The sequence below is a fragment of the Actinomadura xylanilytica genome (assembly GCF_030283145.1).
Lineage (GTDB): Bacteria > Actinomycetota > Actinomycetes > Streptosporangiales > Streptosporangiaceae > Spirillospora > Spirillospora xylanilytica.
The window spans coordinates 1,088,975-1,107,029 of sequence record NZ_JASNWE010000004.1; the positions used below are offsets into that span (position 1 = coordinate 1,088,975).

General features: G+C 73.5%; 20 protein-coding genes. 14 read left to right on the forward strand and 6 right to left on the reverse strand.

Translation table 11 applies throughout. The features are described from left to right. Together dhaL and dhaK are read right to left on the reverse strand one after the other, a co-directional pair. The gene (dhaL, locus tag QP090_RS28825; protein ID WP_285942604.1) at positions 1 to 639 is read right to left on the reverse strand and encodes a dihydroxyacetone kinase subunit DhaL; all 639 of its coding nucleotides are present in this window, start codon (positions 637 to 639) and stop codon (positions 1 to 3) included. Further along, positions 636 to 1,631, reverse strand: a complete 996-nt coding sequence (dhaK, locus tag QP090_RS28830) for a dihydroxyacetone kinase subunit DhaK (protein WP_285942605.1) — start codon at positions 1,629 to 1,631, stop codon at positions 636 to 638. The genes dhaL and dhaK overlap by 4 nt, the downstream gene beginning before the upstream one ends. A gap of 150 nt (positions 1,632 to 1,781) precedes the next feature. Between dhaK and QP090_RS28835 the strand changes: the two genes are divergently transcribed. The 3 genes from QP090_RS28835 (at position 1,782) to QP090_RS28845 (ending at position 3,956) form a co-directional block, all read left to right on the forward strand. Beyond that, positions 1,782 to 2,465, forward strand: a complete 684-nt coding sequence (locus QP090_RS28835) for a PIG-L deacetylase family protein (RefSeq protein ID WP_285942825.1) — start codon at positions 1,782 to 1,784, stop codon at positions 2,463 to 2,465. A 68-nt stretch (positions 2,466 to 2,533) separates the two neighbouring features. Then, a complete protein-coding gene (locus QP090_RS28840) occupies positions 2,534 to 3,481 on the forward strand; it encodes a nucleoside hydrolase (RefSeq protein ID WP_349666515.1) in 948 nt (315 codons plus the stop codon). A gap of 16 nt (positions 3,482 to 3,497) precedes the next feature. Further along, positions 3,498 to 3,956 (forward strand): SRPBCC family protein, encoded by a 459-nt coding sequence (locus QP090_RS28845; protein ID WP_285942606.1) that lies wholly within the window; start codon positions 3,498 to 3,500, stop codon positions 3,954 to 3,956. A gap of 37 nt (positions 3,957 to 3,993) precedes the next feature. Here QP090_RS28845 and QP090_RS28850 read toward each other — a convergent pair whose 3' ends face one another. The 3 genes from QP090_RS28850 to QP090_RS28860 all read right to left on the reverse strand — a co-directional run bounded on the left by QP090_RS28850 (position 3,994) and on the right by QP090_RS28860 (position 6,455). Next, positions 3,994 to 4,518, reverse strand: a complete 525-nt coding sequence (locus QP090_RS28850) for an AAA family ATPase (RefSeq protein ID WP_285942607.1) — start codon at positions 4,516 to 4,518, stop codon at positions 3,994 to 3,996. A 72-nt stretch (positions 4,519 to 4,590) separates the two neighbouring features. After that, positions 4,591 to 5,220, reverse strand: a complete 630-nt coding sequence (locus QP090_RS28855) for a LuxR C-terminal-related transcriptional regulator (protein WP_285942827.1) — start codon at positions 5,218 to 5,220, stop codon at positions 4,591 to 4,593. Between the two features lie 8 nt (positions 5,221 to 5,228). After that, positions 5,229 to 6,455 carry an ATP-binding protein gene (locus QP090_RS28860; RefSeq protein ID WP_285942608.1) on the reverse strand — a complete coding sequence of 409 codons (1,227 nt, stop codon included), beginning with the start codon at positions 6,453 to 6,455 and terminating at the stop codon, positions 5,229 to 5,231. Positions 6,456 to 6,596: 141 nt separating this feature from the next. On the opposite strand from QP090_RS28860, the gene QP090_RS28865 reads away from it, so the two are divergent. The 4 genes from QP090_RS28865 to QP090_RS28875 all read left to right on the forward strand — a co-directional run bounded on the left by QP090_RS28865 (position 6,597) and on the right by QP090_RS28875 (position 9,836). Next, positions 6,597 to 7,913 (forward strand): PspC domain-containing protein, encoded by a 1,317-nt coding sequence (locus QP090_RS28865; protein ID WP_285942609.1) that lies wholly within the window; start codon positions 6,597 to 6,599, stop codon positions 7,911 to 7,913. Continuing rightward, entirely contained in the window at positions 7,906 to 8,148 is a 243-nt protein-coding gene (locus QP090_RS28870) for a hypothetical protein (RefSeq protein WP_285942610.1), read from the forward strand. The genes QP090_RS28865 and QP090_RS28870 overlap by 8 nt, the downstream gene beginning before the upstream one ends. A 24-nt stretch (positions 8,149 to 8,172) precedes the next feature. Continuing rightward, positions 8,173 to 8,298, forward strand: coding sequence for a putative leader peptide (locus tag QP090_RS37760; protein ID WP_432763085.1), 126 nt, complete (start codon positions 8,173 to 8,175; stop codon positions 8,296 to 8,298). 212 nt (positions 8,299 to 8,510) lie between these two features. Then, positions 8,511 to 9,836, forward strand: coding sequence for a dicarboxylate/amino acid:cation symporter (locus QP090_RS28875; RefSeq protein ID WP_285942611.1), 1,326 nt, complete (start codon positions 8,511 to 8,513; stop codon positions 9,834 to 9,836). A gap of 130 nt (positions 9,837 to 9,966) precedes the next feature. Here QP090_RS28875 and QP090_RS28880 read toward each other — a convergent pair whose 3' ends face one another. Beyond that, entirely contained in the window at positions 9,967 to 10,419 is a 453-nt protein-coding gene (locus QP090_RS28880) for a cupin domain-containing protein (protein ID WP_285942612.1), read from the reverse strand. 330 nt (positions 10,420 to 10,749) lie between these two features. On the opposite strand from QP090_RS28880, the gene QP090_RS28885 reads away from it, so the two are divergent. The 7 genes from QP090_RS28885 to QP090_RS28915 all read left to right on the forward strand — a co-directional run bounded on the left by QP090_RS28885 (position 10,750) and on the right by QP090_RS28915 (position 18,031). Continuing rightward, positions 10,750 to 12,300 (forward strand): alkaline phosphatase D family protein, encoded by a 1,551-nt coding sequence (locus QP090_RS28885; RefSeq protein WP_285942613.1) that lies wholly within the window; start codon positions 10,750 to 10,752, stop codon positions 12,298 to 12,300. An 83-nt stretch (positions 12,301 to 12,383) separates the two neighbouring features. After that, complete coding sequence (locus tag QP090_RS28890) at positions 12,384 to 12,932, forward strand: P-loop NTPase family protein (protein ID WP_285942614.1); 549 nt, start codon at positions 12,384 to 12,386, stop codon at positions 12,930 to 12,932. Between the two features lie 291 nt (positions 12,933 to 13,223). After that, the gene (locus tag QP090_RS28895; protein ID WP_285942615.1) at positions 13,224 to 13,379 is read left to right on the forward strand and encodes a hypothetical protein; all 156 of its coding nucleotides are present in this window, start codon (positions 13,224 to 13,226) and stop codon (positions 13,377 to 13,379) included. A gap of 1 nt (position 13,380) precedes the next feature. Next, entirely contained in the window at positions 13,381 to 14,091 is a 711-nt protein-coding gene (locus QP090_RS28900) for a CHAP domain-containing protein (RefSeq protein ID WP_285942616.1), read from the forward strand. A 165-nt stretch (positions 14,092 to 14,256) separates the two neighbouring features. Continuing rightward, positions 14,257 to 14,784 carry a (2Fe-2S)-binding protein gene (locus QP090_RS28905; RefSeq protein WP_285942617.1) on the forward strand — a complete coding sequence of 176 codons (528 nt, stop codon included), beginning with the start codon at positions 14,257 to 14,259 and terminating at the stop codon, positions 14,782 to 14,784. Next, complete coding sequence (locus tag QP090_RS28910) at positions 14,781 to 17,177, forward strand: xanthine dehydrogenase family protein molybdopterin-binding subunit (protein WP_285942618.1); 2,397 nt, start codon at positions 14,781 to 14,783, stop codon at positions 17,175 to 17,177. The genes QP090_RS28905 and QP090_RS28910 overlap by 4 nt, the downstream gene beginning before the upstream one ends. Continuing rightward, entirely contained in the window at positions 17,174 to 18,031 is an 858-nt protein-coding gene (locus QP090_RS28915) for an FAD binding domain-containing protein (RefSeq protein WP_285942619.1), read from the forward strand. The genes QP090_RS28910 and QP090_RS28915 overlap by 4 nt, the downstream gene beginning before the upstream one ends. The last annotated feature ends 24 nt before the right edge of the window (positions 18,032 to 18,055 follow it).

Consider the following 18,055-nt stretch of genomic DNA (forward strand, 5'->3'; position numbering starts at 1 on the left):
TCAGTCCCTCTCCGTCAAGGTGTCGGCCAGGGCGCGCAGGATGAGCGCGGTGGACGCGGCACCGGGGTCCATGTGCCCGATGCTGCGTTCGCCCAGATAGCTTGCCCGGCCCTTCCGCGCCTGCATCGGGACGGTCGCGTCGGCGCCCTGGGCCGCGCCGTCCGCGGCGGCGCGCGCGCAGCCGGCAAGGCCCGTACCGGCGGCGAGGGCCGCGTCGTAGGAGGCGACGGCCGGGATGAGCGCGTCCACCATGGTCTTGTCGCCCCCGGCGGCCTGGCCGAGCTCGCGCACACCGTCCAGGGCCGCGCGCAGGCCCGCGCCGAGCGCGGCGGCGTCGATCGGGTCGGCGTCGCCGAACGCCTTGCCCGCGCGGCGGAGCGCCGTCCCGTACAGGGGGCCCGAGGCGCCGCCGGTCTTGGACACGACCGCCCGCCCCGCGGCGGTCAGCACCTTGCCGGGCGGGGCGCCGTCGGGCAGGGCCGCGACGGCGGCGGCGAGGCCGCGGTCCAGGTTGAGGCCGTGGTCGCCGTCGCCGATCGCCGCGTCCAGGCTGGTCAGGCGGCCGGCGTCCGCGGCGGCCCGCTCGGCGGCGAGCCGGATCCAGGCGGCCAGGTCCGCGCCGTCCGCCGTGCCGGTCATCGGCCCCACCGCAGCGCCGGGGTCTGGACGGGCGCGTCCCACAGGCGGGTCAGCTCGGGGGTGAGCCGGCACACCGAGATCATGCAGCCGGCCATCTCCAGGCTGGTCACGTAGCCGCCGACCAGCGGCCGGACGACCCTCGCGCCGTGCCCGGCGAGCCACTCGGCCGCCGCCGCGTACGCCACGTACTGCTCCACCAGCGGGGTGCCGCCCATCCCGTTGACCAGCACCAGCAGCTCGGCCCCGGCCAGCGGCATGTCGGCGTCGATCGCGCTGAGCGAGGCGTCGACGATCTCCCTGGCGGTGCCCGCCTTCACCCGCTCGCGCCCCGGCTCGCCGTGGATGCCGACGCCGAGTTCCATCTCGCCCTCGGCCAGCTCGAAGGTGGGGCGCCCGGCCGCCGGGACCGTGCACGGCGCCAGCGCCACGCCGAACGAGCGGCTGCGCTCGTCGACCTCGCGGGCGACCGCGGCGACCTCGGCCAGCGCGGCGCCCTCCTCGGCCAGCGCCCCGGCGATCTTCTCCACGAACAGCGTCGCGCCGGTGCCGCGGCGGCCCGCGGTGAACGTGCTGTCCTCCACCGCGACGTCGTCGTCCACCAGGACCGAGACGACCTCGATGTCCTCGTCCTCGGCCAGCTCGGCGGCCATCCGGAAGTTGAGCACGTCGCCGGTGTAGTTCTTGACGACGTGCAGCACCCCGGCGCCGCCGTGCGCCGCCGCGGTGGCCGCGATGATCTGGTCGGGGACCGGCGAGGTGAACACCTCGCCCGCGCAGGCGGCGTCGAGCATCCCGTACCCGACGAAGCCGGCGTGCAGCGGTTCGTGGCCCGAGCCGCCGCCCGACACCAGGCCGACCTTGCCGGCGTGCGGGGCGTCCGACCGCACGACCGTCCCGGCGGCGGGGTCGACCCGCAGCGACGGATGCGCGGCGGCCAGCCCGCGCAGCGCGTCGGTGACGACGTCCGCTGGATCGTTGATGAGTTTGCGCATGCCTCTGCTCTACCCCACCGGGGCCGCCGATCCCAGCCCCCGGGCGCGATCGCCGCCAAGATCGTCCGGACGCCGGGAGCGGGCCGTCATAAGGTGGAAACCGTGACCAATGTTCTGGACGACACAGACGTGCAGCGGATCCTGGCCGTGATGGCGCACCCCGACGACGTCGACTTCGGCGCGGCCGGAACGGTCGCCGGCTGGACCGACCTGGGTATCGAGGTGACCTACCTGATGGTCACCGACGGCGACGCGGGCGGTTTCGACGACGCCGTCACCCGCACCGAGATGGCCGCGCTGCGCCGCGACGAGCAGCGCGCCGCGGCCAAGTGCGTGGGCGTCTCGGACGTCCGCTTCCTCGGCTACCCGGACGGGCGGCTCGAAGCCACTCTCGACCTGCGCCGCGACATCGCCCGGGTGATCCGGCAGGTGCGCCCCGACCGGGTGCTGATGCCGAGCCCCGAACGCGACTACCGGCGGATCTACCCCAGCCACCCCGACCACCGGGCGGCCGGGTCGGCGGCGCTCGACGCCGTCTACCCCGACGCCCGCAACCCCTACGCGTTCCCCGAGCTGCTGGCCGACGAGGGGCTGGCCGCCTGGACCGTCCGGGAGGTGTGGATCACCGGCGGCCCGGCCGCCGACCACCGCGTCGACATCACCGACCGGTTCGACCGCAAGGTGAACGCGCTGCGCGCGCACGCCAGCCAGACCGGCCACATGGGCGACGGGCTGCCCGAGATGCTGCGCACCTGGCTGTCGGCCAACGCCGCCGCGGCCGGCCTCCCGGCGGGCCGGCTGGCCGAGGCGTTCCAGATCGTCGACACCGCCTGACCCGCGCCCCCTTCGCACCGCCCGCCGCTCCCGCTTCCCCGCCACCGTCCCACCCTGGTGAGGTCCCGTTGCGCAAGATCCTTTTCGACTGCGATACCGGCATCGACGACGCGGTGACCCTGCTCTACCTGGCCTCGCTCGTCCGGGCCGGGGAGGCCGAGCTGGTCGGGGTCGGCACGGTGCACGGCAACGTCGACTCGCGCACCGGCGCCCTCAACACGCTGCGGGTGCTGGAGCTGGCCGGGATCGAGGCGGGCGTGCCGGTCGCGATCGGCGCCGGGCGGCCGATCGCGCAGGACGTCCACTACGCGGTGGAGTGGCACGGCGGCGACGGCCTGGGCGACACGCGCCTGCCCGAACCGCAGGGACGGCCCGTCGCCGAGCCGGCCCCCGCGCAGATCGTCCGGCTGGCGCGCGCCGCACCCGGCGAACTGACCCTGCTGGCGACCGGGCCGCTGACCAACCTGGCCGCCGCGCTGCTGCTCGACGCCGAGCTGCCCGCGCTGATCCGCGAGGTGGTGGTGATGGGCGGTGCGTTCGACCATCCCGGCAACATCACCACGCACGCCGAGGCCAACGTCTGGCACGACCCCGAGGCCGCCGACCTGGTGTTCTCGGCCGGCTGGCCGGTCGTGCTGGTACCGCTCGACGCCACCCACCCGACCGCCGTCCACGATGACTGGCTGCGGCGGGTGGCGGCGCACGACTCGGCCGCCGCCCGGTTCGCCACCCGCGTCCTCGACTACTACGCCGACGCCTACACCCCGACCCTCAAGCGGCGCGGCGCCGTCATCCACGACGCGCTCGCCGCGATGCTCGCGGTCGACCCGGGCCTCGGCGAGTACGCCGAACGCGCCGTCCGGGTGGAGCTGCGGGGCGAGCTGACCCGCGGCACCACCGTGTGGGACGCCCGCTCGGTGCCCGCCGAGGACTCCCGGCGGCCGGTCCGGATCGCGGTCGGGAGCGACGTCGCGGCCTTCCAGGACCGGCTGCTGTCGGCCATCCTGTCCCTCTGACGCCCCCGGAGCCCCCATGCCGTACGAGATCGAAGCGACCGCCACGTCCGGCGCCGACGCCGAGGCGGTCTTCAAGCATCTGTGCGTGGCCGAGGCGTGGGGGCGGTGGGGGGCCTTCCCGACCCGGCCGCGCCGGGAGCGGCCCGGCTACGAGGTCCCGAACGGCGTCGGCGCGATCCGGCGCATCCCGCCGGCGCGCGAGCAGGTCGTGGTGTTCGACCCGCCGCGGCACTACGCCTACGTCGCGGTCGCCGGGGTGCCGCTGCGCGGCTACCGGGCCGACGTGACGCTGGAGCCGGCCGGTACGGGCACGCTCATCCGCTGGCAGGGCACGTTCGAGGCGAAGATCCCGGGCAGCGGCCCGCTCCTCAGGGCCGCGCTGCAACAGATGCTGCGATCGTTCGCCCGCCGGGTGGCGCGGCATTCGGAGCGCTGCGAGCCGGGCTGCCCGGCGCGCCTCCCCGCCGATCTGTGAACGGCCGGCCCGTCCCGCCGGTCCGTCCCGCCGCCCGTCAGTCCAGCGGGACGGCGCGCGCGAGGATCGCGTCGACCGTCTCCTCGGGAGTCTGGCCAGACGAGTCGAGCCAGAGCCCGATCCGGGGGGTGGTGGCGCGCAGCGCATGGTCGAGGTCCGCGACGGTGAACGCGCCGTAGGCGCGTTTGTCCCGCCCGGCCTCCCTGCCCGCCACCGTCTCCGGACGGGGCGCCAGCACCACGACGTAGAGCGGGCGGGTGCGCACCTGCTCGACCGTCCAGGGCAGCATCTCCCCCAGCACGACGTCCTGGAGGACGGCGGTGAACCCGGCCTCGGCGTACGCGTCGGCGGTGGCCGCGGCCAGGCGGTGGCGCAGCCGGAGCTGCTCCAGCGCCTCGGGCGACGGGTCCGGGCCCATCTCGGCGCGGCCTCCCACCACGAACCGGCGGAACGCGTCGCCGCGCACGTGCGCCGATCTCGGCAGCCGCTCGGCCAGCGCCTGCGCGACGGTGGACTTGCCCGCCGCCTGCACGCCGGTGATCAGGTAGACCGGGGTAACCATCCGGCCATGATCGCAGCCTCCCGGGGAGGTGGACGACGGCACGCCGAGGCCGCGGCCCGTCCGGACGCGCCGTCAGACCAGGCGGCGGGCGGCGGCCCAGCGGGACAGCTCGTGGCGGTTGGAGAGCTGGAGCTTGCGCAGCACGCTCGACACGTGCGTCTCGACCGTCTTGACCGAGATGAACAGCTCCTTGGCGATCTCCTTGTAGGCGTAGCCGCGGGCGATCAGCCGCAGCACGTCGCGCTCGCGCTGGGTGATCTGGTCGAGCTCGGGGTCGGCGGCGGGCGCGTCGGCGGCGGCGAACGCGTCCAGCACGAAGCCCGCCAGGCGCGGCGAGAAGACCGCGTCGCCGTCGGCGACCCGGGCGATCGCGTCGGTCAGCTCGGGGCCGGAGATGGTCTTGGTGACGTAGCCGCGCGCACCGCCGCGGACCACCCCGATGACGTCCTCGGCGGCGTCCGACACCGACAGCGCCAGGAACCGGGACGGGACGGTGCCGGTCAGCCGGCGCAGCACCTCGATGCCCCCGCCGCCGGGCAGGTGCACGTCCAGCAGCACCACGTCGGGCAGCGTCGCCTTGATCACCGCGATCGCCTCGTCGACGTCGCCGGCCTCGCCGACGATCTCCACGTTCAGCCCCAGCTCGGCCTTGACCCCGGTGCGGAACATCTGGTGGTCGTCGACCAGGACGACCCGCTTCATCGGCTCGCTCACGACTTGCTGATCTCCAGACGCACCTCGGTGCCCTCGCCCGGTCCGGTACGGACGCTCGCCTTGCCTCCGTTGCGCTCCATACGTCCGATGATGGACCCCCGGACCCCCATCCTGTCCGCCGGGACCCGGTCGAGGTCGAATCCCTTCCCCCGGTCGCGGACGAAGATGGCGATCTCGTCGCCCGACACCTCGGCGTAGACCGAGACCGACGGCGCCTCGGCGTACTTGGCGGCGTTGACCATCGCCTCCCGGGCGGCCTGGAGCGCGGCGCCGAGCCGGTCGTCCAGCGCGGTGTCGCCCACGCAGACCACCTCGATCGGCACCCCGTGGTCGTCCTCCACCTCCCCGGCGATCGCCTTGATCGCCGGCGCGAAGGTCTGGTCCGGGTCGGCGCGCGGCTGGTAGAGCCAGGTGCGCAGGGTCCGCTCCTGGGAGCGGGCGAGCCGCTGCACCTCGCGGGGGTCGCCGGCGTTGCGCTGGATGAGGGTCAGCGTGTGCAGCACCGAGTCGTGGATGTGCGCGGCCAGCTCGGCGCGCTCCTGCGAGCGGATCCGCTCGTGCCGCTCGGTGTCGAGGTCCTGCCAGAGCCGCACCACCCACGGGGTGGCGATCACCGCGACGCCGGTGAGGATGATCAGGGTCGCGATCACGACGGACCGGGCCTGCCCGACGTCCACGTTCTGCACCACGAACCCGCCGATGCCGCCGATCACCAGCAGCAGGCCGAGCAGGCTGCGCAGCCACATCTGCCGGAGCGGCAGCATCCAGCGCTGCCGCTGGTCGCGGTCGGCCTGCTGCCAGAGGATCGCGGCGCCGATGCCGCACACGACGAACGGCCACAGCGCGAACTGCGCGACCCTGTTCCCGGCGGGCAGCGAGACCAGCCCGCAGGTCACCGCCGTGTACGCCAGGAGCTGCCCCCAGTCGCGGCCCCTGCGGCGGCCGGCCGCCACGGCCGTGCCCGTGCCCGTGTCCGTGCCGGTGACCGCCGGGACGTCCTGGCGGGGCACCAGCACCCACAGCGCCGCGTACACGACGAAGCCGAGCCCGCTCGCCGCCGTCAGCAGCACGAACGCGGCCCGGACGACCAGCACCTGGACACCGAGGTTGGCGGCCATGCCGCGGCACACTCCGGCCACCAGCCGCCCGTCCGCGACGCGTTGCAGCCGCGCGGCGGGCGGCGCCTGCCCGTTCACCATCGCCGTGTCCAAGGTCCCTCGCATTCCCCCACGTCACCGATCGTCACACGTGAGGGGCCCGGGCGCATCAGGGCGGTACCCCGATCCCGGCGCCCGCCCGCCTCAGGGTCGGCTCAGGGGAGTCCCGGATGGCGGGGACCCGCGCGACCGGCCACGATGGTGGCCATGACCGAGGAGCAGGGCGCGACCGCCGCGACGGCGCCGCCGGGGGACGACTACCGGCGGCTCGCCCGCGACCCCGAACGCCGGGTGCTGGCCGGGGTGTGCACCGGATTCGGCCGGTTCACCGGGATCGACCCGGTGGTGTTCCGGGTGGGGTTCGCGATCCTCGTCCTCGCGCACGGGCAGGGCGTCCTGCTGTACCTCGCGGCGGCGCTGCTCATGCCGGGCCGGCCGGGCGAGGCCGCGTTCGCGGAGCGGCTGCTGAAGCGCTGGTTCGACGCGTCCGCGGTGCTGTCGATCATGGCGGCGCTGGTGTGCCTGGGCGTCGCCGGGAGCCTGTTCGGCGGGCTCTCCACCGACGCGATCGCGGTGATGACGGTGTTCGGGCTGATGCTGGTGGTCGCGCACGCCCGCGGCGTGGACCTGGTCGGCGCGGTCCGCTCGATGCCCGAGCGGCTGCACGGCCATCCGCCCGCGCCCACCTCCCTGGAAGACGACCGCGCGTTCGCGGGCACCGGGGTGCGCCTGGAGAAGAACGCCCCGTCCGGAGCAAGGGGCGGGCTGCCCGAAGGCATGATCGACCTCGCCGACCTCGGCTCCCGCTCCTCCCCTGCGCCCGGGGGGACGGGCGACGCGTCCGCGCCGGGCAGGTGGCCCGTCCCGCCGATGTCCGCACCACCCGCGCACGGCCGCGGCAGGACGCCGCGCGCCAAGTCGCCGCTGACGTCGGTGACGGTGCTCGCGGCGATCGTGGCGGGGGCCGCGATGCTGCCGGTCGCGCACGGCCGGCCGGTCCTGGACGCGGTGCTGGTCGTCGGGGCACCGGCGCTCGCGGTCGGCGGCCTCGGCCTGCTGCTCGGCGGCTGGTTCCGGGTCCGCGGGCTGGCCACCGTGACGACCCTGCTCACCCTCACCCTCCTGACGACCGCGGCGGCGACGGCGGTCCCTCGCGATCTGGGGTATGGCGACATGGACTGGCGACCGACCGATGCCGACCGCACCTACCAGGAGTACAAGCACGGGATCGGCTCGGTCTGGCTCGACCTCACCGCGCTGCCCGTGCCCCGGGGCAAGCGGGTCACCATCAACGCCAAACTAATCGCGGGCAGCATGGTGGTGTCGCTGCCGGCGACGGCCCGGGTGACGCTGGACGCGCAGACCGGCCTCGGCGACCTGTCGGTGGGGCCGCGCACCATCAGCGGCCCCAACGCCAGATCGACGAACGTGCTGGAACCCGAGGGCGGGACCGTCTCGAACCCTCCTGAGATCGTGCTGCGCATCCGGGCGCGGCTCGGGGATGTGCGGGTGACCCGTGACTGAGCGACCAGGCCACGACCGGGAGGACGGCGCCCCGTCCGGACGGCGCTTCGACCCGGGCGGCCCGATCGCCGGGCTGTTCTTCCTCGCCGTGGCGGGCGTCCTCCTGGCGAGCGGCCTGTCCGGCGAGCTCGTCGTCGGGCTCCGGGTGCTGGTGCCCGCGGTGCTGATCGGGCTCGGCCTGGTGGGCATCGTGCGGATCCTCACCCGCGCCGCGCGCCGCGACCCCCGGCAGTGATTGTGACCTAAGTCACATCCCCCGATGGGAACACGCATTCCGGACATCAGGTTGACTACCTCCGTGAGGTTCTCCGAGAAGAGCGTTCTGCTCGTGGCCCGGCTGCACATCGACCTGTGCCGCCTCGCCAGCGTCACCTGTCGCGCCTGACCAGTCCCCCCGCCTTCTTCTCCCACTCCCCTCCCTCCGCAGCCCGCCCCGGATCCGCGCACGCCCCGGCGCCCTCGCACCGAAACGCTCGCGCCAAGGCACCCGCCCGTCCACGGTCCCGCGTGCCCGCCCCGCGGCACGCCCGGACCGCGCGCCGAGTGCCCGTGCGCCCGGACCCGGCAGGCTGCCGTGATCCTCCTGGAGAACGCTCCGTGAACCTGCGCGTCTGGAAATGGCAGTTCTGGCAGCAGATCGTGCTGTCCCTCGTGCTCGGCGTGGCCGCCGGCGCACTGATCAACAACCTCGGCGACGGCGAGAAGATCGCCGGGAACTGGCTCGACCCGTTCGGCGACGTCTACATCAGCCTGCTGAAGGTCGTGGTCGTCCCGCTGGTGTTCGCCGCGATCGTGGTGAGCGTCGGGCGGCTCCGCAACGTCGGCAGCGTCGCCCGGCTGACCGGCAAGACCCTCGGCTGGTTCGTGGCCACCTCGGCGATCGCCACCGCGATCGGGCTGGCCGTCGGGCTGATCGTCAAGCCCGGCGAGGGCCTCGGCAAGCTCGCCAGCGAGTCCGCCGAGACCGAGCCGGTGACCTGGACCCAGGTGCTGCACAACCTGTTCCCGTCCAACATCGTCAAGGCGATGGCGGACGGCAACGTGCTCGGCGTCGTCACCTTCGCGGTGCTGTTCGGCGCGGCGCTGGTCGCGATCGGCGAGCGCGGCGAGCGGCTGACCGGCCTGATCGACGACCTCTACCTGGTCATGCAGAAGGCCGTGTGGTGGGTGGTGCGGCTCACCCCGATCGGCTCGTTCTTCCTGATCGGCTCGGTGGTGGCCACCTACGGCCCGAGCTCGCTGTCGCCGCTGGCCAAGTTCACCGGCGCGATCTACCTGGCCGTCGCGGTGATGCTGCTGATCGGCTACCCGGTGCTGCTGCGCGTGTTCGGCCGGGTCTCCCCGCTGAAGTTCTTCCGCAACTCCTGGCCGGCGATCCAGTTCGGCTTCGTCTCCTCGTCCTCCCTGGCCACCCTGCCGATCGCGCAGCGGGTGCAGATCGAGCGCAACGGCGTCCAGCCCGAGTACGCCAGCTTCGCCCAGCCGCTCGGCGCCACGATCAAGTTCGACGGCTGCGGCGCGATCTACCCGGCGGTCGCCGCGATCTTCGTCGCGCAGTACACCGGGATCAGCCTCGGCCTGGCCGACTACGCGCTGATCGCGCTGGCCGCGGTGATCGGCCAGCTCGGCACCGGCGGCACCCCCGGCCCGGCCCTGGTCGCGCTGACCCTGACCCTGACCACCGTGGGTCTGCCGCTCCAGGCGGTCGGCTACCTGATCGCGATCGACAAGGTCATCGACATGGCCCGCACCGCGCTGAACGTGGCCGGTCAGCTCACCGTCCCGGTGCTGGTCGCCCGGTCCGAGGGGCTGCTCGACGAGGACATCTTCACCAGCACGCCCGTCGAGCTCACCTCCGCGGAGGCCGATGAGTCGCGCGAGACCTCCCGGACCCGGCAGCCCGCCGAGCCCGCGACCGCCTGACCCGACGGCCGCACGGCCCGCGAACGCCCGGCCCGACGGCCGGCGGAGGCACCCCCGCTCCCGAGCGGGGGTGCCTCCGCGGTTCACGGCATCGCCGTGAGCACGGCGGCGCACGCCGGCCTGATCTCCACTATGCGGTGTCGTCCGACGGCCCGGCGTGCAGGGTGATCGCGTACGAGGGGCCCGGGTTGGTGAGCTCGTGGGTGTGGCCGCCGCCGTGCACCCGGACCCGGTTGGCGCGCAGGGCCCGTCCGGCGACGCCGTCGGAGGCGAGGGTGACCTCGGCCAGCTCGCCGACGATCACCGCGCTGACCACGGCGCCCGCGTGGCCGTGCAGGCCGGTGCGGTGGCCGGGCGGCCAGACGGTGAGCCAGAGCCCGGTCCCGTCGGCCCCGCCGAGCGGGACGCGGACCGGTGCGGCGGCGTCGAACGTCACCCGGTGCCACCAGTCGCCCGGACGGGCGGCCAGCGCGTGCACGCGGGCGGCGAGCTGCCCCACGGTCGGCGGACGCCGCCGCAGCACGCGTCCGTGCGGGTCGTCCTGCCCGCGCATCGTGAGGTCGGGAACCATGTCGAGGTTCACAGGCTGATCCTTCGTGACCGGCACCGTCGGCGCCGAGGAGAGCTGGGAGGGGCCGGGGAGCGGTCACCCGGGCGGGGAATGCGGTCAGCTACGACAACACGAAGGACACAGCGCGCAGGCCACGCGGCGAAGGGCCACAAGGCTTTCGATGCAGAGGCGCGCTGGCATGCCCCCTAGCAGACACTCAACTACGGAGAGTTGTCAAGTCGGGGCGGCGGAGGGCGACCGCGAGTGTTCACGCCCCGGCCACCCCGGATCCCGGCCGTGTCCGCCGCGCCGCGAGAGCCTGCCCCAGGATCACGCTTGAGTCTTGAGTGAACGGAGTCGGCCATGGTGCTGGATAGACGGACCCTTCTGCGCAGTGGCGCCATAGCGGGCGGCGGTGCCGCGCTCGGCCTGCTCGGCGGCGGCACCGCGTCCGCCGCGCCCGGTCTCGTCCGCAGGGGCCGGCCGCGCCTCACCCACGGTGTGCAGAGCGGTGAGGTGACCGGCCGCGAGGCGGTCGTGTGGGCGCGCTCCGACCGTCCCGCACGGATGCTCGTCGAGGTGAGCCGCCGTCCCGACTTCAGGAACGTCCGGAGTGTGCGCGGCCCCGTGCTCACGCCCGAGACCGACCTGACCGGCAAGGCGTTCCTGCACGGCCTCCCCACCGGCGAGGACCTGCACTACCGCGTCCGCCTCGCCGACCTCGACCGGCACTCCCTCCTCTCCGAACCGGTCACCGGCAGGCTCCGCACCGCGCCCGGCGCCAAGCGGGACGTCTCGTTCGTGTGGTCCGGCGACCTCGCCGGCCAGGGCTGGGGCATCGACCCGGCCCTCGGCGGATACCGGATCTTCAACGCGATGGGCGCGGTCGACCCGGACTTCTTCCTGTGCAGCGGCGACCTGGTCTACTCCGACGGCCCGCTCGCCGAATCGGTGAAGCTCCCCGACGGCCGCACCTGGCGCAACGTCCTCACCGCCGAGAAGGCGAAGGTCGCGCAGACGCTCGCCGACTACCGGGGCCAGTTCCGGTACAACCTCCTGGACGCCAATCTCAAGGCGTTCAACGCCCGCGTCCCGATGCTCTATCAGTGGGACGACCACGAGGTCCTCAACAACTGGTACCCCGGCGAGATCCTCGACCTCCCCGAGTACACCGAGAAGCGCGTGGACGTCCTGGCAGCCCGCGCCCGCCGCGCGATGCTGGAGTACACCCCCACCGCGATCCGTCCCGCCAGGAACGGCCGCCTCTACCGCAAGGTGTCCTACGGCCCGCTGCTGGACGTCTTCATGCTCGACATGCGCACCTACAAGGACGCGAACGGACCGGACGACTCCCCCACCCAGCGCGACGGCCTGCTCGGCGCCGAGCAGGCGTCCTGGCTCAAGCGCGAACTGAGCCGCTCCAAGGCCACCTGGAAGGTCATCGCCGCCGACCTCCCGATCGGCCTGGTCGTCCCCGACGGCACCGCCCAGGAGGCCGCCGCGCAGGGCGACGGCAAGGCCCCGCTCGGCCGCGAGCGCGAGATCGCCGACCTCCTCTCGTACGCCAAGCGCCACCGCGTCCGGAACATGGTGTGGCTGACCGCCGACGTCCACTACACCGCCGCGCACTACTACGACCCGTCCAAGGCGGCGTTCAAAAACTTCGACCCCTTCTGGGAATTCGTATCGGGTCCCCTGAACGCCGGCGCCTTCGGTCCCAACGCCCTCGACGCCACCTTCGGTCCCCAGCTCAAGTTCCAGCAGGCGCCCCCGCACGCCAACACCTCACCGGCCGAGGGCTTCCAGTTCTTCGGCCAGGTGGAGATCGACGCCCACAGCAAGACCCTCACCGTCCACCTCCGCGACATCGACGGCGCCGTGCTCCACTCCACGGCCCTCACCCCCGCCCGCTGACCCCGCGGACGGCCCGCCCCGGAACGCCCCGTTCACGGACGGGCCGCTCCGGGCCGGGTCACGACGGGTCATAAGGTGCGGGCATGCGTCCTGGCGATCCGGCCCCCCGCGCCCTCCTGATCACCGGCACCGTCGGAGCGGGCAAGACCTCGGTGGCCGAGGCCGTGGGCGGGCTGCTCGGCGACGCCGAGGTCCCCAGCGCCGTCATCGACCTGGACTGGCTGGCGAAGAGCCGGCCCGCGCCGCCGGGCGACCGGTTCAACTTCGCCCTGCTGCTGCGGAACCTGCGCAGTGTCGCGGGCAACTACCTGGACGCCGGCGCGACGCGGCTGATCCTCGCGGGAGTGGTCGAGTCCGGGGACGAGCGCGAGCGCTGCGGTGCGGCGGTCGGGGCGCCGCTGTCGGTGTGCCGGCTCCAGGTCGGGCTGCCGGAGGTCCGGCGGCGCCTCGTCCGGCGTCACGAGGACGAGCCCGCAGAGCTGCGCTGGCACCTGGACAGGTCGGGCGAGCTGGACCGCGTCCTGGTCGAGGCCGGGATCGCCGACTTCACGGTCGAGGCCGGCGGCCGTCCCATCGCCGAGGTCGCCGCGGCGGTGATCGAGGCGGCGGGCCTCCTGCCTGCTGGTCGCTGACCGCACACCCCGCCCGCGCTCAGGGTGAGACGTACTGGCCGGTGTAGGGGCCGGACGGAGCGATGGTCGACAATTGCCATGCATCCGACAAATGTGGGCAATTTACTGCATTCACCTGGCCAGGAAGTCACCCATTCCCCTATCCGAAAGGACACAACGGGGCCCGTCACCCAAAACTGACATGCCTCAGATGTGATTCGGCCGGAAATCCGGAAAGACAAGCGGCAGAGTCGTAATCTCGCTGACGTGCCCGCGCCGCGGGCGCGGAAGGCGACCGCCCCTGGAGGAGCAGTGACCCCCGCCGACATCGAAGAACTGATGAACATGCCCCTGGTCGACGCCAACTCCGACGTCCACCGGGCCACCGAGTCCGATGAGGAACAGATCCTGAACGAGCTGTACGGGCCCGCCGACCCCGACGGGATCTACCGCGGAGAGGGGGCCTGAGATGGGCTCCGCCGCGGGAATGATCGCCCGGGCCCGCAAGTCGCTGGGACTGTCGGGCCGGCCGAACGTCATCACCAGGGAGTACGCCTCCCGGCACGGGGACGAGTTCCTCAAGGCCAACTGGTGCGACATGGCCATCACGTACTGGGCCCGGCACAGCGACAACGCCGCCGCGGCGCTGCCGGGCGGCGACCGCGCCTACACGGTGTGGCACGCGCAGGACTTCCAGAAGATCGACCGCTGGTACACCGGGACGACCAAGAACGTCAACGCCGCCAAGCCCGGCGACATCGTCTTCTTCGACTGGGGCGAGACCAACAAGGTCGGCGCGATCGACCACGTCGGCGTCATCGAGAAGGTGCTCGGCGGCGGGCGGGTGCAGACCATCGAGGCCAACACCTCGAACGCCTGCAAGCGGCGCGTCCGCGCGTCGGCCGTGATCGCCGGTTTCGGCAGGCCCGCCTACGGCGGGAGCGACTGGATGGAGGCCATGATGAAGAAGCTGCCCGAACTCGCCAAGGGCGCCACGGGGGAACACGTGGAGAGCATGCAGGGACTCCTGATCGCCCGCAGCCACTCCGAGGTGACCGTCAGCGGGACCTTCGACGACGTCACCCTGAAGGCGGTCAAGGCCGTGCAGAAATGGGGCGGCGTCAAGGACGACGGCGTCGTCGGGCCGCAGACGTGGCCCGTCCTCCTCCGAGTGAACTAATACAAATAGGCCACGCCGGGGGCTAGTACCCCATTCACCCGCATCATACGTTCATGAGGTCGCCTTCCCCGGAGGTGCGCCCCGATGACGTGGCCAGACCAACGTGCCCCTCCCCAGGGACGTCTCCCCGTCCAGCCCACTTCGAGACGCCCCTGGGAGAAACGCATGCCACCCATCCGGGTCGAGATCGACGGAACGGCGTACGAGGACGACGTCGAACCCCGTCTCCTGCTCGTCCACTACCTTCGCGACCGGCTGGGGAAGGTCGGCACGCCGATCGGCTGCGACACCAGCAACTGCGGGGCGTGCACCGTCCTGCTCGACGGGTTGAGCGCCAAGAGCTGCGCCGTCCTCGCCGTCCAGGCCGACGGCCGGGACGTCACCACCATCGAGGGCCTCGGGGTCCCCGGCACCGGCCGCGAGCACCCGATGCAGCGGGCCTTCCACGAGGAGCACGCGCTCCAGTGCGGCTACTGCACGCCCGGCATGATCATGGCCGCGATCGACCTGCTCCGCGAGAACGCCGACCCGTCCGCCGACGAGATCCGCCAGGGGCTCGAGGGCAACCTGTGCCGGTGCACCGGCTACCAGAACATCGTCCGCGCGGTGCGGCGCGCGTCCGCCGACATGAGGCAGGGCGCCGCGCAAGCGCAGGACGCCGTGCAGGGGCGGGAGCGGGGAGCGGCGTCGTGAGCGCGCCCGCCACCGAGGGGCCCGCGCCGGAGATCGGCTCGCCGCGCCGGCGTTCCGAGGACGCCCGCCTGGTCACCGGACGCACCCGGTGGACCGACAACCTCCAGCCCGCCGGGACGCTGCACGTGGCGTACCTGCGCAGCCCGTACGCGCACGCGGCGATCGCGCGGGTCGACGCCGGGCGGGCGCGCGACCGGCCCGGCGTGGTCGCGGTGTTCACCGGCGCCGACCTGGCCGCCGAGCAGGGCGGGCTGCCCTGCGCGTGGCCGGTCACCGAGGACATGAAGCACCCCGACCATCCGCCGATGGCGGTCACCGAGGTCCGGTACGTGGGCGAGCCGGTCGCCTGCGTGGTCGCCCGCGACCGGTACGCGGCGGTGGACGCGCTGGAGGACGTCGACGTCGACTACACGGCGCTGCCCGCGGTGGTCGACATGGAGGAGGCACTGGCCGAGGGCGCCGACCTCGTGCACGCCGGCCTGGGGACGAACAGGTCGTACACGTGGGTGTACAAGAACGGCGACCTGGACGCGGCGATCCGGGACGCGCCGGTCGTCCTCGAACGCCGCTACGTCCAGCAGCGGCTGATCCCGACCGCGATGGAGCCGCGCGCGGTGCTGTGCGTGCCCGAGGGCGACGATTTCACCCTGTACTCGGCCACGCAGATCCCGCACATCCTGCGGCTGATGCTCGCCACCGTCACCGAGATCCCCGAGCACCGCATCCGGGTGGTCGCGCCCGACGTGGGCGGCGGGTTCGGCTCCAAGCTCCAGGTGTACGGGGAGGAGGTGCTCGCGCTGCTGCTCGCGCGGCGGCTCGGCCACCCGGTCAAGTGGACCGAGTCGCGCAGCGAGGGCAACATGACCGTCCACCACGGGCGCGACCAGATCCAGCGGCTCACCCTCGGCGCCGATCGGGACGGCCGGATCCGCGGGCTGAAGGTGGACCTGCTCGCCGACATGGGCGCGTACCTGATGCTGGTCACCCCGGGCGTCCCGCTGCTCGGCGCGTTCATGTTCAACGGCATCTACAAGATGGACGCCTACTCGTTCACCTGCTCGGGGGTGTTCACCACCAAGACCCCGACCGACGCCTACCGCGGCGCGGGCCGCCCGGAGGCGACGTTCGGCATCGAGCGGCTGATGGACGAACTGGCCGCCGAGCTGGGCCTGGACCCGATCGAGGTGCGGCGGCGCAACTGGATCACACGGGACGAGTTCCCCTACGAGACCGTCTCCGGCCTCACCTACGACTCGGGCGACTACGAGGCCGCCACCGACAAGGCGCTGGAGCTGTTCGGGTACGACGCGCTGCGCGCCGAGCAGGCCGAGCGGCGCGGGCGCCGGGACCCGGTGCAGCTCGGCCTCGGCGTGTCGACGTTCACGGAGATGTGCGGGCTGGCGCCGTCGCGGGTGCTCGGCTCGCTGGCGTACGGCGCGGGCGGCTGGGAGTACGCGTCGGTGCGGATGCTGCCGTCCGGCAAGGTCGAGGTGGTCACGGGCGCGTCGGCGCACGGGCAGGGCCACGAGACGGCGTGGGCGCAGATCGCCGCCGACCGGCTCGGGGTGCCGTTCGACGACGTCAAGGTGCTGCACGGTGACACCGCCGTGGCGCACAAGGGCATGGACACTTATGGTTCGCGGTCGCTGGCCGTGGGCGGGATGGCGCTCTACTCCGCCTGCGACAAGGTCGTCGACAAGGCCCGGACCATCGCCGCGCACCTGCTGGAGGCCGCCGAGCAGGACCTGGAGTTCGCGGGCGGCCGGTTCAGCGTCCGCGGCGTCCGGGACGAGGGCACCACCATCCAGGAGGTCGCGCAGGCCACCTTCACCGCGCACGACCTGCCCGACGGCATCGAGCCCACGCTCGACTCCGACGCCACGTTCGACCCCGACAACTTTTCCTTCCCGCACGGCACCCACCTGTGCGCCGCCGAGGTGGACACCGAGACCGGGATGGTGCGGCTGCGCTCCTACGTCGCGGTGGACGACGTCGGCAAGGTGGTCAACCCGATGATCGTCGAGGGGCAGGTGCACGGCGGGCTCGCGCAGGGCATCGCGCAGGCCCTCTACGAGGAGGCGGTGTACGACGCCGAGGGCAACCTGACCACGACCACGATGGCCGACTACCTGGTGCCGTCGGCGGCCGACCTGCCCGAGTTCACCACCGACCGCACCGAGACCCCGGCGACGTCCAACGCGCTCGGCGTGAAGGGCGTCGGCGAGGCGGGCACGATCGCGTCCACCCCGGCGGTGGTCAACGCGATCGTGGACGCGCTGCGCCCGTTCGGCGTCAAGGACGTGCCGATGCCGTGCACGCCCGAGCGGGTGTGGCGCGCGGTGCGCGACGGCACCGGACCGGACGGTCCCGGCTCCACCGGAGGTGCGCGATGATCCCCGCGAAGTTCGAGTACGTGCGCGCCGCCTCGGCCGGCGAGGCCGTGTCGGCGCTGGCGCAGGCGGGCGAGGACGCCAAGATCCTGGCCGGCGGGCAGAGCCTGATGCCGCTGCTCCGGCTGCGGCTGGCCTACCCGGACGCGCTGATCGACGTCGGCCGGATCGAGGCGCTGCGCGAGATCCGCGACGAGGGCGGCGCGCTGCTGATCGGCGCGATGGCCACCCACCACCAGGTGGTCCGCGACCCGCTGGTCCGCGCGCACGCGCCGCTGATCGCGGCGGCGACGGCGACCGTGGCCGACCCGGCGATCCGGCACCGCGGCACGTTCGGCGGCGCGCTCGCGCACGCCGATCCGGCCGGTGACCTGCCCGCCGTGGCACTGGCGCTGGACGCGGTGCTCCTCGCCCGCTCCCCCCGGGGCGAGCGGGAGATCCCGGCGGCGGACTTCTTCGTCGACTGGATGACCTCGGCGCTGGACCCGGACGAGCTGCTGACCGGCGTGCGCGTCCCCAAGCTCGGGCCCGGCTGGGGCGTGCACTACGAGAAGTTCCACCGGACGGCGCAGGCGTGGGCGATCGTCGGCGTCGCCTGCGCGGTGCGGCGGGAGCGCGGCGCCGTCGAGGACGCCCGGGTGGCCCTCACCAACATGGGCCCGGTCCCGGTGCGGGCCACCGCGGTCGAACGGTTCATCGAGGGCCGGACGGTCTCCTCCAGCTCGCTGCGCGCCGCCGGGGAGCGGGCCGCCGAGGGCACCTCGCCGCCCACCGACCTGCACGGTTCGGCGGAGTACCGGGCGCATCTGGCCACCGTTCTCACCGCCCGCGCGCTGACCGCCGCCGCCGCGGTCTGACCGGTCCGCGCCCCCGCCGCCGGG

Bases quoted from the DNA above. Each gene is read 5' to 3' on its own strand.
- QP090_RS28915 (WP_285942619.1), top strand. From the start codon at position 17,174: ATGATCCCCGCGAAGTTCGAGTACGTGCGCGCCGCCTCGGCCGGCGAG.
- QP090_RS28860 (WP_285942608.1), bottom strand. From the start codon at position 6,455: ATGCGAGGGACCTTGGACACGGCGATGGTGAACGGGCAGGCGCCGCCC.
- QP090_RS28845 (WP_285942606.1), top strand. From the start codon at position 3,498: ATGCCGTACGAGATCGAAGCGACCGCCACGTCCGGCGCCGACGCCGAG.
- QP090_RS28865 (WP_285942609.1), top strand. From the start codon at position 6,597: ATGACCGAGGAGCAGGGCGCGACCGCCGCGACGGCGCCGCCGGGGGAC.
- QP090_RS28850 (WP_285942607.1), bottom strand. From the start codon at position 4,518: ATGGTTACCCCGGTCTACCTGATCACCGGCGTGCAGGCGGCGGGCAAG.
- QP090_RS28885 (WP_285942613.1), top strand. From the start codon at position 10,750: ATGGTGCTGGATAGACGGACCCTTCTGCGCAGTGGCGCCATAGCGGGC.
- QP090_RS28900 (WP_285942616.1), top strand. From the start codon at position 13,381: ATGGGCTCCGCCGCGGGAATGATCGCCCGGGCCCGCAAGTCGCTGGGA.
- QP090_RS28835 (WP_285942825.1), top strand. From the start codon at position 1,782: ATGGCGCACCCCGACGACGTCGACTTCGGCGCGGCCGGAACGGTCGCC.
- QP090_RS28905 (WP_285942617.1), top strand. From the start codon at position 14,257: ATGCCACCCATCCGGGTCGAGATCGACGGAACGGCGTACGAGGACGAC.
- QP090_RS28855 (WP_285942827.1), bottom strand. From the start codon at position 5,220: ATGAAGCGGGTCGTCCTGGTCGACGACCACCAGATGTTCCGCACCGGG.
- dhaK (WP_285942605.1), bottom strand. From the start codon at position 1,631: ATGCGCAAACTCATCAACGATCCAGCGGACGTCGTCACCGACGCGCTG.
- QP090_RS37760 (WP_432763085.1), top strand. From the start codon at position 8,173: ATGGGAACACGCATTCCGGACATCAGGTTGACTACCTCCGTGAGGTTC.
- QP090_RS28890 (WP_285942614.1), top strand. From the start codon at position 12,384: ATGCGTCCTGGCGATCCGGCCCCCCGCGCCCTCCTGATCACCGGCACC.
- dhaL (WP_285942604.1), bottom strand. From the start codon at position 639: ATGACCGGCACGGCGGACGGCGCGGACCTGGCCGCCTGGATCCGGCTC.